16 protein-coding genes are annotated in these 15972 nt (G+C 61.7%); 8 read left to right on the forward strand and 8 right to left on the reverse strand.

Annotated features, from left to right (window positions below; all coding sequences use genetic code 11):
• Positions 1 to 118: 118 nt before the first annotated feature.
• From HAT86_RS00245 to msrB, 4 genes are all read left to right on the forward strand, one after another.
• Positions 119 to 667 (forward strand): sigma-70 family RNA polymerase sigma factor, encoded by a 549-nt coding sequence (locus HAT86_RS00245; protein WP_167192588.1) that lies wholly within the window; start codon positions 119 to 121, stop codon positions 665 to 667.
• Positions 664 to 1359 carry an anti-sigma factor gene (locus HAT86_RS00250; protein ID WP_167192589.1) on the forward strand — a complete coding sequence of 232 codons (696 nt, stop codon included), beginning with the start codon at positions 664 to 666 and terminating at the stop codon, positions 1357 to 1359. Before HAT86_RS00245 ends, HAT86_RS00250 begins: the two co-directional genes overlap by 4 nt.
• A gap of 120 nt (positions 1360 to 1479) precedes the next feature.
• A complete protein-coding gene (locus tag HAT86_RS00255) occupies positions 1480 to 2040 on the forward strand; it encodes a fasciclin domain-containing protein (RefSeq protein WP_167192590.1) in 561 nt (186 codons plus the stop codon).
• Positions 2041 to 2128: 88 nt separating this feature from the next.
• Entirely contained in the window at positions 2129 to 2605 is a 477-nt protein-coding gene (gene msrB, locus HAT86_RS00260; RefSeq protein ID WP_167192591.1) for a peptide-methionine (R)-S-oxide reductase MsrB, read from the forward strand.
• A gap of 10 nt (positions 2606 to 2615) precedes the next feature.
• Here the strand turns inward: msrB and HAT86_RS00265 are convergent, their stop codons facing one another.
• The 3 genes from HAT86_RS00265 to HAT86_RS00275 form a co-directional block, all read right to left on the reverse strand.
• Positions 2616 to 3239, reverse strand: a complete 624-nt coding sequence (locus tag HAT86_RS00265) for a J domain-containing protein (protein WP_167192592.1) — start codon at positions 3237 to 3239, stop codon at positions 2616 to 2618.
• A 188-nt stretch (positions 3240 to 3427) separates the two neighbouring features.
• Positions 3428 to 3799, reverse strand: coding sequence for a DUF4177 domain-containing protein (locus HAT86_RS00270; RefSeq protein ID WP_196780454.1), 372 nt, complete (start codon positions 3797 to 3799; stop codon positions 3428 to 3430).
• 117 nt (positions 3800 to 3916) lie between these two features.
• Complete coding sequence (locus HAT86_RS00275; RefSeq protein ID WP_167192593.1) at positions 3917 to 4963, reverse strand: YeeE/YedE family protein; 1047 nt, start codon at positions 4961 to 4963, stop codon at positions 3917 to 3919.
• A gap of 379 nt (positions 4964 to 5342) precedes the next feature.
• On the opposite strand from HAT86_RS00275, the gene HAT86_RS00280 reads away from it, so the two are divergent.
• On the forward strand, positions 5343 to 6506 hold the full coding sequence (locus HAT86_RS00280) for a M20 aminoacylase family protein (protein ID WP_167192594.1): 1164 nt from the start codon (positions 5343 to 5345) through the stop codon (positions 6504 to 6506).
• Between the two features lie 93 nt (positions 6507 to 6599).
• Here the strand turns inward: HAT86_RS00280 and HAT86_RS00285 are convergent, their stop codons facing one another.
• From HAT86_RS00285 to moaA, 3 genes are read right to left on the reverse strand one after another with little or no spacing between them, the layout of a single operon-like run.
• Complete coding sequence (locus HAT86_RS00285; protein WP_167192595.1) at positions 6600 to 7646, reverse strand: glycosyltransferase family 4 protein; 1047 nt, start codon at positions 7644 to 7646, stop codon at positions 6600 to 6602.
• Positions 7647 to 7682: 36 nt separating this feature from the next.
• The gene (locus HAT86_RS00290; RefSeq protein WP_167192596.1) at positions 7683 to 8963 is read right to left on the reverse strand and encodes a 3-deoxy-D-manno-octulosonic acid transferase; all 1281 of its coding nucleotides are present in this window, start codon (positions 8961 to 8963) and stop codon (positions 7683 to 7685) included.
• 7 nt (positions 8964 to 8970) lie between these two features.
• Positions 8971 to 9978 (reverse strand): GTP 3',8-cyclase MoaA, encoded by a 1008-nt coding sequence (gene moaA, locus HAT86_RS00295; protein WP_167192597.1) that lies wholly within the window; start codon positions 9976 to 9978, stop codon positions 8971 to 8973.
• Between the two features lie 86 nt (positions 9979 to 10064).
• On the opposite strand from moaA, the gene HAT86_RS00300 reads away from it, so the two are divergent.
• Positions 10065 to 10586 carry a hypothetical protein gene (locus HAT86_RS00300; RefSeq protein WP_167192598.1) on the forward strand — a complete coding sequence of 174 codons (522 nt, stop codon included), beginning with the start codon at positions 10065 to 10067 and terminating at the stop codon, positions 10584 to 10586.
• 11 nt (positions 10587 to 10597) lie between these two features.
• Here HAT86_RS00300 and glmS read toward each other — a convergent pair whose 3' ends face one another.
• Together glmS and glmU are read right to left on the reverse strand one after the other, a co-directional pair.
• On the reverse strand, positions 10598 to 12421 hold the full coding sequence (gene glmS, locus HAT86_RS00305; RefSeq protein ID WP_167192599.1) for a glutamine--fructose-6-phosphate transaminase (isomerizing): 1824 nt from the start codon (positions 12419 to 12421) through the stop codon (positions 10598 to 10600).
• Positions 12421 to 13776 (reverse strand): bifunctional UDP-N-acetylglucosamine diphosphorylase/glucosamine-1-phosphate N-acetyltransferase GlmU, encoded by a 1356-nt coding sequence (gene glmU / locus HAT86_RS00310; protein WP_167192600.1) that lies wholly within the window; start codon positions 13774 to 13776, stop codon positions 12421 to 12423. The genes glmS and glmU overlap by 1 nt, the downstream gene beginning before the upstream one ends.
• A 138-nt stretch (positions 13777 to 13914) precedes the next feature.
• Here glmU and HAT86_RS00315 point away from each other — a divergent pair, with 138 nt between their 5' ends.
• Together HAT86_RS00315 and HAT86_RS00320 are read left to right on the forward strand one after the other, a co-directional pair.
• Entirely contained in the window at positions 13915 to 14577 is a 663-nt protein-coding gene (locus HAT86_RS00315; RefSeq protein ID WP_167192601.1) for an HAD-IIIA family hydrolase, read from the forward strand.
• Between the two features lie 152 nt (positions 14578 to 14729).
• Positions 14730 to 15923, forward strand: coding sequence for a DegT/DnrJ/EryC1/StrS family aminotransferase (locus HAT86_RS00320; RefSeq protein WP_167192773.1), 1194 nt, complete (start codon positions 14730 to 14732; stop codon positions 15921 to 15923).
• Positions 15924 to 15972: the final 49 nt, after the last annotated feature.

Raw genomic sequence — 15972 nt, forward strand, 5'->3', positions numbered from 1 at the left:
AGGTTGATGTCCGTGGTGCAACATATTGCAGCAAAGGGCAAGGGGAAGGGCACGACCTGTCGACGGCGGTTAAACACGCGCTAATCTTGCACTGACGAGAAAGTTGGACAGGGTTGTTTTGAACACGCGCGCGGACTTGGAATATTGGATTGGCCGGGTGGCTTTGGGGGACAGATCAGCGTTTTCCGATGTCTATTCGGCCACCTCGGCGAAACTTTTTGGCGTGATCTTGCGTGTATTGAATGATCGCGCCGAAGCCGAAGAGGTTCTGCAGGAGGTGTATTTGCGCGTTTGGCGCAATGCAGGGCGATACCGCGTCAACGGGCTAAGCCCGATGACATGGCTGATCACGATCGCGCGCAATGCGGCGGTGGACCGTAAGCGCCGACGTCCGGCGGTTGGCGTCGTGTCGGACACAGCGGTGCTTGAGGCGCAAGCCGATCCCGGTTGTGGCCCCGAGCACGCGGCAATTGCGGCATCAGACAGCGCGCATTTGCAAGGCTGTCTGGATGAACTGTCGGACGGTCATGCCGATGCCGTGCGCGGCGCTTATCTTGAGGGTGAGACCTATGCCGATCTTGCCCAACGCTTTGATGTGCCGCTGAATACGATGCGGACATGGCTGCGCCGCAGCCTGCTAACCCTAAGGGAGTGCCTGTCGCGATGAGCGATGAGACACCAGATCACGAGGCCGACAAGGCCCTGGCCGGGGAATATGCCCTTGGTTTACTGTCGCCTGACGAGGCCGCCGCCTTTGAGGCGCGGCTTGCGACGGATGCGCAACTGCGCGCGGCTTATGCGGATTGGGCCGAGGATCTGGCCATGTTGACCGATCGAATTGAACCGGTCGCACCGCCGCCCGACAGCTTCCGCCGGATCGAGGCTCGTCTGTTCGGACGCCCAAGCCGCCGCGCGGGCCCTGCTTGGCTGCGGTGGGGCTTGGGCGTGGCCGCTGCTGCGGGGCTGGCTTTGGCTGTGGGTCTTGGCACGGGCATTTTGGACCGTGGCCCGATGCCGCCCGCCAACCCCAGCTATCAGGCCGAATTGGCCGCAGAAGACCGCAGCCTTGTGGTGTCGGCCGCCTATGACGGATCGCAAGGCCGCTTGTTTGTCGAGCGCCAGCAGGGCGGGGCGCGTGCTGGCCGCGCGCTTGAGCTGTGGGTGATCGCGGGCGAGGATGCGCCGCAATCGCTTGGGGTTTTGCCCGACACCGCGCGCGCCGATCTAGAGGTGCCAGCGGCGCTGCGACCACAGCTTGACGGTGCGATACTGGCCATCTCGGATGAGCCGCCGGGCGGATCACCTACCGGCGCGCCGACGGGCGATGTGCTGGCCGCCGGGCCGATCACGAAGCTGTGACCATTTTCTTTGAAACTCTTTCCTGTCCTCTGCGTGGCTAGGGGTGTCGACGGGCAATAAGGCCCGTCACGCCTTGTGGCGGGCCGATGCGCCCGCGACGCCATAACAGGAGAACTTGATATGTTTACCACCAAGACTTTTGCCGCTGTTGCTGCCACTGCCATTGGCCTTTCGGTCAGCGCGGCCTCTGCCGAAAACCCGATGGTCGGTGGGGCGGCGATGTATGCCAACAAAACCATCGTCGAAAACGCTGTCAATTCGGCGGATCACACAACACTGGTCGCCGCTGTGCAAGCAGCCGGTCTGGTCGATGTGTTGAATTCCGAAGGGCCGTTTACCGTGTTTGCCCCCACGAATGATGCGTTTGGAATGCTGAAAGACGGCACTGTCGAAGCGCTGCTGCAACCCGAAGCCAAGGGCCAACTGGCCAATATCCTGAAATGTCACGTCGTGGGTGCCGATGCCATGTCGATGGCGATCAAGGGCATGATTGACGATGACGGCGGCGTGCATCCGGTGCCGACCCTTGGGTCTTGCACGCTTCAGGCCACCTATAAGGGTGACCAGATCATGCTTGAGGATGAACGCGGGCGCACGATCAATGTAACAATCGCGGATGTCGACCAATCAAATGGTGTCATCCACGTTGTGGATCGGGTGATCCTTCCCCCCCAGTCGTAAGCATCACCTGATTGTGTGGGGCCGGGCATTGCGCAACGGCCCCACAGCCTGCACATTTAATACACAAACCCCTGAAGGGAGACCGACCATGCACCGACGCAGTTTTGTTTCAGCCGCTTTGGGCGCAGCCGCTGGGCTGTCTTTGGCCCGGCCCGCTGTCGCCTCGGATGACAAATTCGAGGTCACCCGCTCGGACGCTGAATGGCAGGCCATGCTGACAGACCGGCAATATCAGGTGATGCGCCGTGACGGCACCGAACCTGCCTACAGCTCGCCTTTGGACAAGCAATACGACCCCGGCCTGTATCATTGCCGTGGCTGCGATCAGCCGCTGTATTCCAGCGAACACAAATACGACAGTGGCACAGGCTGGCCCAGTTTCTGGCAACCGATCAAGCCCTCGGCCATCGGCACCAAGCGCGACTGGAAGCTGCTGATCCCGCGCACCGAATGCCATTGTAGCCGCTGCGGCAGCCATTTGGGCCATATTTTTGACGACGGCCCCCAGCCGACCGGCAAGCGGCATTGCCTGAACGGGGTCAGTCTGGTGTTCAAGCCCGCGTGATCGCGGCGCGTTACTTGAAGTTGCGGCTCGCCTTGATCTGATCCCAAGCCCAAACGACCAGTTGCAATTGTTCTTCTTGGCTGCGGTCGCCCCCGTTCATGTCAGGGTGCAACACCTTGATCAGTTTTTTGTAGGATTTGCGGATATCTGCCTGAGTCCAATTGTCCTCGGCCTCCAGCACTTCGAGGGCGCGACGCTCGGTCGGCGGCAATTTGCGCCCGCCGGCCTTTTTGCGGCCCGGATTCTTGGTGGCGTTTTCGCCCAACACTTGATGCGGATCTTCGATGCCCAACCGCGCCCACGCCCGGGTTTCGGGATCGACGAATGTCTTGGTCTCGCGCTCCCACACCTTGTCCTTGGACATCTGCGCGTTCATCTCGGCCTCGGTGGTGCCGTGGAAAAAGTTCCATTGCTGATTGTATTCGCGCACATGCTCTTGGCAGAACCAATAGAATTCATCCAACACGTCTGGCGCCTTGGGCGCGCGATACTTGCCGGCTTTCTCGCAGCCGTCTTTCTCGCAAACGCGGGTCGAGGTCTCGGACGCGCCGGACATGCCGCGACGCCCGCGCGGATTTTTCTTCTTGGCGGACGAAATCGACATGTCGAACCCGAAGGGATCTGTTTTGGACATGGCTTTACCTTTGCGACTCGGAGCGATGATTTTAGGCTAAACGCGCGCGAATTGAAGGGGTCGCACGCCTGTTTCGATAAAAAAACTTGCGGGGGTGCCAAAAACGGGTGGCTGTGCAGAGGTCACAGATCGCCGATGATCAAAGCAACGTCCTCCTGTCCGCCGTCCAAGCCAGCGCGTCGCCGCCGTCAGCGTGAGGGATCGGTTTCCGCCGATGGTGGCTCATTATCTGCTATGTCGTCAGGGTCAGCCTCGTTTTCAACCTCGATTTGCTGCTGCTGTGTCTCGGGCTCTGCGTCCTTGGGGGGCTCGGTCACCTCTGCGGGCAACAAGGCGCGCCGAAACACCAGAACGGACCGATACACCGTATGGGTCGAGGTCAGCCCCTGCCGCTCTTCGGACGGCAGGATGTCGGATCTCAGGTAGTCCCAGCCTTCGGCGGCAAGGTCATTGATCTCGGCTTCTAGCGTATGCGCGAACCGCGCCTCAGCACCTTTGACCCCGGCAACTTTGCGGCCCTTCGAAGGGGCGGGGATCACCTTGTATTCATACACTGTCATAACGCCTCGTACAGGATTCTGAGGTTGTGCATCATAGCCTTCCGACAGTGCAGCGCAAGGCCCCCAACACACATGTGCGGGGGCCTTTGGTTGGTTTAGGTCCGGCATGGGCCGGTATTACTCTGCCGGGATGGCGTCGGGCTTGGGCTGCTGTACGCCGCGCAACACTCGGTCGGCCAGCATACCGCCTGCGATGATCGCGCCCAGTGCCAGCACCGCCGCCAGCGACAGGGTCGGCACACCGGCCAGCCCCGCGCCAACGGTGCATCCGCCCGCCAGCACGCCGCCCAGCCCCATCAGGACCGCCCCGGCAAGATAGCGCCCGGTCTGGCGTGGGCTGTCAAAGCTTTGCCATTCGAACCGCCCGGTCAGCAGTGCCGCCAGCACCGCCCCGACCAGAACGCCGCCGATCAAGCCTGTCCCGAAATTGGCTCCGACAGCGGTCGACGCAACCGCGTAGAACAACCCATCGGCGGCGGATGAGGTGAACGAAAGCGACTGCATCGCAATGGGGTCGAAATCGTCATACAGAACAAACCCTGTTCCGACCCATCCCATCGGCACAAGCGCACCGATCAGACCGGCCAAAACCAACACACCCGGACGGTTGCCCGACCTTAGCCCATAGGCCAGCGCGGCGATCGCGATGAGCCCGGCCCATATTGCCGGGGCACCCGGCAGTGCGGCGCTCTCCAAGCTGATGGTGTGCCCCCCGAGGGCGGTCCGGACCGGGGCCAAAACGCCTTTCAGCGCCGCATGCGCGGTGATGGCGAACACCACCAGCACCGTGATCGCGCGCAAGTTGCCTGCCCCGCTCAGGACCGTCAGCCGCGAGATGCACCCGCGTGTCAACACCATGCCGATGCCAAACATCACCCCGCCTGCAACGATGGCCAGAACCGGCAGGTCGGTGGCCATGAACCGATGATCGTCAAACGCGATCCAGCCTTGAGCCACGGCAAGCTGTGTGCCCAACACGGCGACGGCCAGTGCGGTCAGCCAGACCCCGGCGGCCTGACGGCGATCTTCCCCGGCCACGATGGCACGACGCAGGCAAAACCGCGTGACTTGTGCCAGCGCGCCAAACAGCGCGCCCAAGCCAAGCGCGAGCCAAACGGCCGCCTGCGGTGCGGTCAGGGTCCCAAAGCCTAATGTCTCAAACATGGTCTTTCCTCCGAAATCGGAATTTTTTCCCAAATGTGCCTAAATTTGCCGCCGTTCAAGCTTTTATCCATGGCAGGCTTGTCTTGTATCGCGGACATTTTTTCAATTTTTGAATGCACGGGAGGCGTATGTCCTGAAAATAGGTGCAAGCTGCGTCATTCGGTTCTTGAAGGGGGCCGCGTGCAACATGGATTTTCTTTTCGACACGCCGCCCTGTAAGGCCGCGGTCTTCATTGTTCCAAAAATACTCCGGGGGAGTCGCGCTTGCGCGACGGGGGCAGCGCCCCCAAACCTGTGACGCGTGTCGTTTGACGCCGCCTGTGCCGGGCTGTAGCGTCGCGTCCAAACGTGGAATTTCTTTGAACAGGAAACGCTTGATATGCCCGTCAAAAATCGATTTGCCGAATTGCATGATCAGATCACCGCGTGGCGGCGCGATATTCATGTCCACCCCGAACTTTTGTTCGACACCCACCGCACCGCGGAGCTGGTGGCCGACAATCTGCGCGCCTTTGGCTGTGACGAGGTCGTCACCGGGCTGGGGCGCACCGGGGTTGTCGGGGTCATCAAAGGGCGCACCACGGGCTCGGGCAAGGTGGTAGGTCTGCGCGCGGATATGGACGCGTTGCCGATCCATGAAACCACCGGGCTGGACTATGCCAGCCAGACGCCGGGCAAGATGCATGCCTGCGGCCATGACGGGCACACCGCCATGTTGCTGGGGGCGGCGCAGTATCTGGCCGAGACACGCAATTTCGATGGCACCTGCGTGGTCATCTTTCAGCCCGCCGAAGAGGGCGGCGGCGGTGGCCGCGAGATGTGCGCCGATGGGTTGATGGACCGCTTTGGCATTCAGGAAGTTTACGGGATGCACAACTGGCCCGGTGTGCCAACCGGCACCTTTGCCATCCGTCCGGGGCCGTTTTTTGCCGCCACTGACAAGTTTGAAATCACCGTGACCGGGCGGGGCGGCCATGCGGCCAAGCCCCATGATACGGTCGATCCGGTGATGATCGCCAGCCATCTTGTGCTGGCGCTCCAATCCATCGTCAGCCGTAATGCCGACCCAACCGAACAAGCCGTGCTGTCCGTGACCGCGCTCAAAACCAGTTCGGACGCGTTCAACGTGATCCCCGACCGGGTCGAGTTGATTGGCACCGCCCGCAGCCTGAGCGCCGAGATACGCGATCTGATCGAAACCCGCATGCAGGCGATTTGTGATAGCCTGCCGGCGGGTTTTGGCGGGCAAGCTGTTTTGAACTACGAACGCAACTACCCGGTGATGGTCAACCACGAGGCGCAAACCGCCTTTGCCGCCGAGGTGGCGCGCTCGGTTTCGGGGCAATGTGCTGATGCGCCGCTGGTCATGGGCGGCGAAGATTTCGCCTTTATGCTAGAAGAGCGGCCCGGCGCCTATATCCTTGTCGGCAATGGCGATACGGCCATGGTTCATAACCCCGATTACAATTTCAACGATGATGCCATTCCCGCGGGGTGCAGCTGGTGGGCCGGAATTGTCGAGCAGCGCATGCCCTTGGGGTGAGGGTGGCGGTTACGGCAGCCCGGCGATGCGCGGCGGGCTGCGGCCGCTGTTTCGCGCATTGAAAACAGACTCTACACGCCCGGTCCACCGCTCTTACGCCGCGTCCAGCAGGCCCCGGTAAATCGCGCAGAGCGCCTCGGCCTCTTGTTCGATCCGGCAATGGTCGGCGGCATGGGTGCGCGCATTGCGTGACCATTCCGCGCGCAGGTCGGCATCGTCCAGCAGGCGGGCGGTGGCTGCTGTCATCGCCTCCAGATCCTCGACATCGACCAATGTGCCGGTTTGCCCGTCCTGCACCAGTTCTTCAAACGCACCGACGCGCGTGGCCACCACCGGGCTGCCGCAGGCCATGGCCTCAAGCGGGGTCAGGCCGAAGCCCTCCCATCTTTGTGGGGCGATATACAGGTCCAGCGCCTTGAACCAGCGCGACACATCCCAATGCGGATCTTCGGGCAGGAACAGGAACCGATCCTGCAATCCGGCGGCGGTAACCTTGTCGACCAGCCCCTGATGAAACGCGCGGAACTGGTCGGTCACGCCGCCCATCATCACGGCCACCGCATCGGGGCGGTCGGGCAAAAGCCGCAGCATCATGTCGGTGAACAGGTCGTTGCCTTTCTGCGGACGGATGCGCCCGAAACAGCCAACCAGAACTTTGTTCTGCGGCAGGCCCAGTTCGGCGCGCAGCGCCGTCTTGTCGGCCACGGGGGCAAAGCGGTCCACGTCGATGCCATGGTGGATCACCTGTGCCGGAACCTTGAGGAATGACGCGGATTTGGCCGAGGTTGCCACCACCTTGTCCATGCGCCGGATCATCCACTTGGTCAGCGGCTTGTGGTCACGCTGCGCAGCCGAGGTGAACATCAGCTTTAAATCCTTGCGCAACAGGTATTTCAGCGCGATCCCGGCCAGCATTTCATTGTTGCGCCGCGCGTGCCAGACTCGGCGGCGATGGCCAAGCGTGGGTAGGCAGGCGGGTGGAATTTGCGGGATATCGTCGGGGATGTTCGGCCCGCAGGTTGCCACGGCCATGCGGCGCGCCTGAATTGGCACCAACCGAAACACGGTCGAGGTAACGCCCGACATCCGGGATTTGAAATTCGGGGCGATCACGTCGATCGTGTCGGCAGGATGGGGCATGGCGGGTGGCCTAGGCTAAGCTGATTTCGCGCGCTTTTACACCGGATCGACCAGCGCCGAAAGGTCCAGCGCCAGCGCGTCCAGTGCGTCTTCTTGTGCCGCGGCAAACCGCGCCGCACGGTCACGCGCGTCTTGCAAGGCGGGCGGGTTGTCCAGCCAATGATTGACGGCATCGGCCAGTTCGTCGGCGTCTTGCACTTCGGTGCTGTTGTGGCCTGCGGCCAACTCGGCGTAGGTGTCGGCAAAATTGGCGTAAAGCGGCCCATGCACCAGCGCCGATCCCGCATGCGCGGGCTCATACGGGTTATGCCCGCCTACTGGCACAAAAGACCCGCACAGGCAGGTGATGGGCGACAGCGCATACCACAGCCCGGTTTCGCCCAGCGTATCGGCCAGATACACCTGATCGCCCGCGCCGGGCATACCCCCGGCCGACCGCTGTGCATGACTTAGCCCGTTTTGCGCGATCAGCTTCTTGATCTGGCCCGCCCGTTCGATGTGGCGGGGCACGAGGATCAGTAAAAGATCGGGATGATCTGCCAGCAGGCGGTGATGCGCGGCCAGCATGATGTCATCCTCGCCGGGGTGGGTGGAACTGGCCACCCAAACGGGGCGCGCGCCGGTGGCGGTCTGCATCGCCTGCAATTTCGCGCTGTCAACGGGCAGAGGGCCGGACAGCGATTTCAGGTTTTGGCCGACCTGTGCGTGATCCAACCCCAAGGCGCGCAAGTGCCGCTCGGTGCGTTTGTCCTGACAGTGGATCAGGGAAAACACCCCCAGAAGATGCCGCGCGGTGGTGGCAAAGCGTTTCCAGTTGCGGGCTGACCTGTCGGAAATACGCGCGTTCAGTAGCGCCATGCGCGCGCCGCTTGCATGGGTTTTGGCCAACATTTGCGGCCAGAATTCGCTTTCGACGAACACCGCCAGATCGGGCCGCCAATGGGCCAAAAACCGCGCCACGGCGCGGCCGCTGTCAAGCGGGGCGAACTGATGGCTGCAGCGCGGCGGCAGCCGGTCGGCCAGCATCTTGCCCGATGTTGCTGTGCCGGAGGTGATCAGGAAATGCCAATCATCATGCGCCTGCGCCATATAGCTGATCAGGCGTAACACCGACAGGCTTTCGCCGACGCTGGCGGCATGAAACCAGATCAAAGGCCCATCGGGCCGGGGCTGCGTGGCATGTCCCATACGCTCACGATACCGGTCCGGCGGGATGCCTTCGGCGTGCAGCTTGGCCTTGACGCGGTTATAGGCCACCGGCGCCAGCAGGTTGGCCGCGACCGTATAAAGCCGCAGGGGCAAAGGGCGTCGGCCCATGCGCCGCTCAGCCGCCGGTGTGGCTCATGTGGCGCGAGACGCGCCCGTCCACGGTTTGCCGCGAGTAGTCGAAATCATGGCCCTTGGGCTTGAGGGTGATGGCGTGGCGAATGGCCTCTTCCAACGGGGCTTCGTCATTTGGATTGTTGCGCAATGGCGCGCGCAGATCCGCCATGTCCTCTTGGCCGAGGCACAGATATAGCTCACCGGTGCAGGTTAGCCGCACGCGGTTGCAGCTTTCGCAGAAATTATGCGTCAGCGGCGTGATAAAGCCTATCTTCTGCCCGGTTTCTTCCAGCCGCACATACCGCGCTGGGCCGCCGGTGCGTTCGCTCAGTTCGGTCAGGGTGTAGTTCTGCGCCAGATCCTTGCGCAGATCGCTGAGCTTCCAATACTGGTCCAGCCGGTCTTCGTTGCCGATATCGCCCATTGGCATGACCTCGATAAAGGTCAGGTCCATGTCGCGCGTCTTGCACCACTCGACCAGCGTGAACAGCTCATTTTCGTTGAAGTCTTTCAGCGCCACGGTGTTGATCTTGACGCGAAGGCCCGCGCGCTGTGCCGCGTCGATCCCCTTGATGACCTGTGGCAGACGGCCCCAGCGGGTGATGTCGGCGAATTTCTGTTCATCCAACGTGTCGAGTGAAATGTTCACCCGCCGCACGCCCGCCGCATAGAGATCATCGGCAAAACGCTCTAACTGGCTGCCGTTGGTGGTCAGCGTCAGTTCCTTCAGCGTTCCGGCCTCAAGATGCCGGGACATGGCGTTGAAAAACGTCATGATGCCCTTGCGCACCAAAGGTTCACCGCCGGTGATGCGCAGCTTTTCAACGCCAAGCCGCACGAATGTGGAACACATGCGGTCAAGCTCTTCCAAGGTCAGAAGCTCTTTCTTTGGCAGAAAGGTCATGTTTTCGGACATGCAATAGACGCAGCGAAAATCGCAACGGTCGGTCACGGAGACGCGCAGATAAGAAATGGCGCGTTGGAATGGGTCGATCAATGGAGCTGTCATATCAAAATACCTAAGGCGTTGCCGGGCATGGGGCAAGACCGATGTTGTCGATTGAACGTCTGTCGATGGCTGAGTATAGTTTAGGCATGAAATATTGGATGATCAGTGTCATTATGGGTGTAGCGCTGACTGGCTGTGCGCAGGTCGAGGGTCTTTTTGACCGTGAAGCGGCAAGCGCGCCTGCGGCGTCAAATGATAGCGCAGACGAAGAGCAGGCAGGGGCGCAATCAGACGACTCTGCACAAACCGCGACTGTTTCGGTTGCGACGGCGCGCACCGCTGACGGTTTCGACACGTCAACAAACGCCGAAAGGGCCGAGGCCGTGGCCGCCGCGCAAACCACGAGCGGTGCGGCAGAGCTTGGCACGACAATCGCCTCGCTTGGGGCCCCGACCGAGCCGGGGTTTTGGCTCAAGACACCTTTGACCGACCGGCCGGGCAAGGGCCGCGTGGATTATCCTGACAAGGGAACGTCGGTCGTGGTTGATTTGATTCCTCTGGATGTGTTGCCGGGCGCGGGCAGCCAGATTTCACTGGCCGCCATGCGGCTGATCGAGGCCGATCTGACCGGCCTGCCCGAGGTCCGCGTGTTTCGCTTGCCCGAATGACAGGCCGGAGATTATTCCACCGTCACTGATTTTGCCAGATTCCGCGGCTGGTCCACATCCGTGCCTTTTGCGACCGCCGTGTGATAGGCCAGCAATTGCGCCGGAATGGCATAGAGGATCGGGGCCAGTATCGCGTCGATATCGGGCATAACAGCCGTGCGCCAAACGCCTTCCCCGGCGTCGGTCGCGCCAGCGTGATCGGTGACCAACACCACCTTGCCCCCGCGCGCCATCACCTCTTGCATGTTGGAGACCGTCTTGTCGAACAGCGGGTCGCGCGGTGCGAACACGACAACGGACATTTTCTTGTCGATCAGGGCAATGGGGCCATGCTTGAGCTCTCCAGAGGCATAAGCTTCGGCGTGTATATAGCTGATTTCCTTGAGTTTAAGCGCGCCTTCAAGGGCCAGTGGATACATCAGGCCGCGACCTAGAAACAAGGCGTCTTCCGCCTCGGACAGGCGTCGCGAGATCTGGGCGAACACCTCATCAAGTTCCAGCGCGGCGTTGATCGCCGACGGCAGGCCGCGCAGTTTTGCAAGCATGTCCTCGACCGCGTCGGCGGTCATTGTGCCACGGTCCTTGGCGGCCTTCAGGGCCAGCAACAACAGCACCGTCAATTGACAGGTGAACGCCTTGGTTGAGGCCACGCCGATTTCGGCACCGGCATGGATGGGCAAGGCCAAATCGCTTTCCCGCGCGATCGAGCTTTCGTCTACATTGACCACCGACAGGATCGTGTCCACCTTGCCCGCGCAGTAGCGCAAAGCCGCCAGAGTATCTGCCGTTTCGCCCGACTGGCTGACGAAAACTGCGCCGCTTTGGGGACTGAGCGGGGGCTCACGATAGCGGAATTCTGACGCGATATCGACTTCGACAGGCAAGCGGGCCAATTGTTCGAACCAGTATTTTGCGGTCAGGCAGGCATAGTAGGCGGTGCCACAGGCCACGAGTGTCAGGCGGTCGAATCTGCTGAAATCCAATTTGCCCGCCGGAAGGCTGACATCGCGCCCATCTGATGACAGGTAATGTGACAACGCGTCCGCGATGACGGTGGGCTGCTCGGCAATTTCCTTGGCCATGAAGTGCTTGTGCCCGGCCTTGTCGACGCGGGTGTTGCCAATGCGTATGGTCTTGACGGGACGGTCAATGATCTGGCCCGCCGCATCTGTGATGGTGGCGCCGGATCGGGTGACGACGGCGATATCGCCTTCTTCCAGATAGGTGACACGATCCGTCATCGGCGCCAGCGCGATGGCGTCCGAGCCCACGAACATCTCGTCCACACCGTGACCAATGGCCAACGGGCTGCCTTTGCGCGCGGCGATCAATAGATCTTGTTCACCGTCGAACAGGAACAACAGCGCATAAGCGCCTTCCAGCCGGTCTATGGTGCGGCGGGCTGCCTCGACAGGGGCAAGGCCCTGACCAAGGTAAAGCTGGGTCAGAAGGGCGACCGTTTCAGTATCGGTGTCGGTTTCATGGCCAATGCCTTGCTCTGCCAGTTCCAAGCGCAACTCGCGGTAGTTTTCGATGATGCCGTTATGCACCACGGCCACCGGCCCGGCGCGGTGCGGGTGGGTGTTGGCAAGGTTGGGCGCGCCATGCGTGGCCCACCGGGTATGTCCGATGCCGACCTTGCCCGCCAAGGGATCGTGCACCAGTAAATCCGACAGGTTGATCAGTTTTCCAACCGCGCGCCGCCGGTCCAGAACGCCCTTGTTCAGCGTGGCGATCCCGGCACTGTCATAACCGCGATATTCCAGCCGCCGCAGCGCTTCGACCAGTGTGGGGGCAACTTCGTGCTGGCCCAGAATGCCTACAATACCGCACATTACACTGCCCCTTTTCCGCGATTGGCGCGTTTACTCTTTAAGATTTCGAACAATTTGCGGGCCATGCCCGGTTTGTTTGTCTGCTTGCTGCGGGCCAGCGCCAAGGCCCCATCGGGCACATCCTGCGTGATCACCGAGCCGGACCCTGTCATCGCCTCGTCGCCGATGGTGACAGGGGCCACCAGCATGGTGTTCGAGCCGATGAACGCGTTCTGGCCGATCGTGGTTTTGTGTTTCATCACGCCATCATAGTTACAGGTGATGGTGCCCGCGCCGATGTTGCTGTGTTCACCCACTTGCGCATCGCCAATGTAGCTTAGGTGGTTAACCTTGGCCCCGGCGTCGATCACCGCGTTCTTGATTTCCACGAAATTACCAACCCGTGTGTCCTCGGCCAATTCAGCGCCCGGACGCAAGCGGGCATAGGGGCCCACGATGGCACCGCGCGAGACGTGACAGCCCTCCAAATGGGAAAACGCCCGGATCTGCGCGCCGGATTCGACGGTTACGCCGGGGCCGAACACCACATGCGGCTCAACTACGCTGTCGCGGCCGATCACCGTGTCATGGGCCAGATACACGGTGTCGGGGGCCATCAGCGTCACGCCGTCCGCCAATAGTTCGGCGCGTTCGCGCGTTTGGAACGCGGCTTCGGCCATGGCCAGTTCAGCGCGTGAATTGACGCCCATCGTTTCCGCTTCGTCGCAGCCAATGGCCGTGGCCGACAGCCCGCGCGCGCGGGCCAGCGCGATAATATCGGTCAGGTAATATTCCGCGCTGGCATTGTCATTGCCCACCTGTGAGATCAGATCGAACAACAGCGGGGCCGATGCGCAGATCACCCCCGAATTGCAAAAGGTGATGGCGCGCGTGGCGTCATCCGCATCTTTGAACTCTACAATGGCATCAAGATCTTTCCCGGTCATCTTCAAGCGCCCATAGCGGCCGGGATCGGCGGCCTCAAACCCCAGAACAACCACATCATGTTGGGCTCGGGCCTGTGCCATGCGAGTCAGGGTTTCGGGCTGGATGAACGGGGTGTCGCCATACAAAACGATGGCGTCGCCCTCGTAGCCCTCAAGAAGCGGGGCGGCTTGGGCCACGGCATGGGCCGTGCCCTTCTGTTCGGACTGGATGGCCACCTGAACCGTCTCGTCATAGGTCTGTGCCGCTTTGCTGACGGCCTCGGCCCCGTGGCCGGCAACGATCACGGTGTGGTCGGGATCAAGCGCCGCGCCAGATTTCATCGCATGCACCAGCATCGGTGCGCCGGCGACGGGATGCAGAACCTTGGGCAGGTCCGAATTCATGCGCGTTCCTTGACCGGCGGCCAAAATGATCAATGCTGTGCTCATCGGGTTCCCTTACAACTCTCACGAGCGCTGTTTTATCTGGTTGCCATTGGGGCGCAAGCCTGCGTTGGATCAAACTGGATTACGATATATGTCAGGCATGCGCGGATTAACGCGCAGTGCAAAGAATGGGCGGGCGATATGCGAACAGTGGTTTTCGATCTTGACGGCACCTTGGCCGATACCAGCGCGGATTTGATCGCGGCGGCCAATGCCTGTTTTCGCGGCTTGGGCGCGGGAGATGTTCTGGACCCGGTGGCTGATGCCGCCACGGCGTTTCGCGGCGGTCGGGCGATGCTGGACCTTGGGTTTCAAAGGCTTGGCGATAGTGCGGGCACCGATGTTGATCAGCAATACCCGCTACTGTTGCAGGCCTATGAAGGCGCAATCGACGCGCATACGCGGCTTTACCCCGGTGCGATGGACGCGGTCGAAGAGCTACGCCAAGCCGGGTACAGGGTGGCGATCTGCACCAACAAGCCGGAAAAGCTGGCGCATCTTTTGCTAACGCGGCTTGGTGTGCTGGATGTGTTCGGCGCGATGATCGGGGCCGATACCTTGCCAGTGCGCAAACCCGACCCTGAACCGCTGCGCGAGGCGGTGCGGCGCGCGGGCGGCGATCCGGCGCAGTGTGTTTTGGTGGGTGATACCGTGACCGACCGTGAAACCAGCCGTGCCGCCGGGGTGCCGTCGGTTTTGGTGACGTTTGGGCCGGACGGGCAGGGGGTGGCCGCGCTGAAACCCGAGGCGACGATCGGACATTATCGCGAATTGTCGTCGGTGGTGCGCGCGTTGATTGGCTAAGGCGCCGCCACCCGGCCCGGCGAATGGGCTGTGGCGTGGGCGGAGTGCTGCCTTTGGGAAAGCATGTAAAAAACCTTCGTGTTTTGTAAATCAGGCTGGTGGATCGCACAGAAGGGATTGACCGTCTGGCCCTTGCGCCGCAAAACATCCCCATGAGCGAAGTGTTCAAAGGCAGTTTCACCCAGCAAGAGCCGATCCCGGAGGACGGGATCGCGGCAGCGCTTGACGTGATGCGCAGCGGGCGGTTGCACCGCTACAATCTTGTGGGCGACGAAGCGGGTGAAACCGCGCTGTTGGAGCGTGAGTTTGCCGACTACACCGGCGCGACATATGCCTTGGCGGTTACCTCGGGCGGGTATGCGCTGGCCACGGCGCTGCGTGCCGTGGGGGTGCAGCCGGGGCATAAGGTGCTGAGCAATGCCTTTACGCTGGCGCCGGTGCCGGGGGCAATTGCCAGTGTCGGGGCGGTGCCGGTTTTCGTCGGTGTCACCGAAAACCTGACCATCGATCTGGAGGACTTGCAGGCCAAGGCCGATCAGGCGGATGTGCTGCTGCTGAGCCACATGCGCGGGCATCTATGCGATATGGAGCGCTTGATGGCAATTTGCGAAGCTGCGGATGTCACAGTGATCGAAGATTGCGCGCATACCATGGGGGCCGCTTGGAAGGGTGTGGCATCGGGCCGGTGGGGCAAGGTGGGATGCTATTCCACCCAAACCTACAAGCATATCAATTCCGGCGAAGGCGGGTTTCTGATCACCGATGACGCCGAGATCGCGGCAAAGGCCACGATCCTGTCAGGATCCTATATGCTGTATGCTCGTCATGGGACCACACCGCCCGAAGATGTGTTCGAGCGTGTCAAGTATGACACGCCCAACGTGTCCGGCCGCATGGATCATTTGCGCGCGGCCATTCTGCGGCCGCAACTGGCGCGGCTGGAGACGCAATGTGCGGCGTGGAATGATCGCTACGCGGTGGTCGAGGAGGGAGTGCGCGGCACGCCGGGCCTGACCGTCGTGGAGCGACCCGAAGAAGAAACCTATGTGGGCTCGTCCATTCAGGTCTTGTTGCTGGATTGGCAAGACAGTGCGATTGCCGATGTGATCGCCCGGTGCCTTGCCCGCGGGGTCGAATTGAAATGGTTCGGCGGGGCAGAGCCCAAGGGCTTTACCAGCCGCTATGACAGTTGGCGCTATGCGCCAAGCGCGCCGATGCCCGATACAGACCGGGTTCTGCGCAGCATTCTGGATATGCGGCTGCCGCTGACCTTTTCGCTGGAGGATTGCGCCCAGATCGCGCGGATCATCCGCGCCGAGGTAGGCGCGGTATATCAGGCCGCATAGGCCTGATCCGGCGGAGCGGCTGCGCCGCGCAGGTTTGGTGGGATTGGGG

The sequence above is a fragment of the Roseovarius gahaiensis genome, from assembly GCF_011601345.1.
Classification (GTDB): domain Bacteria; phylum Pseudomonadota; class Alphaproteobacteria; order Rhodobacterales; family Rhodobacteraceae; genus Roseovarius; species Roseovarius gahaiensis.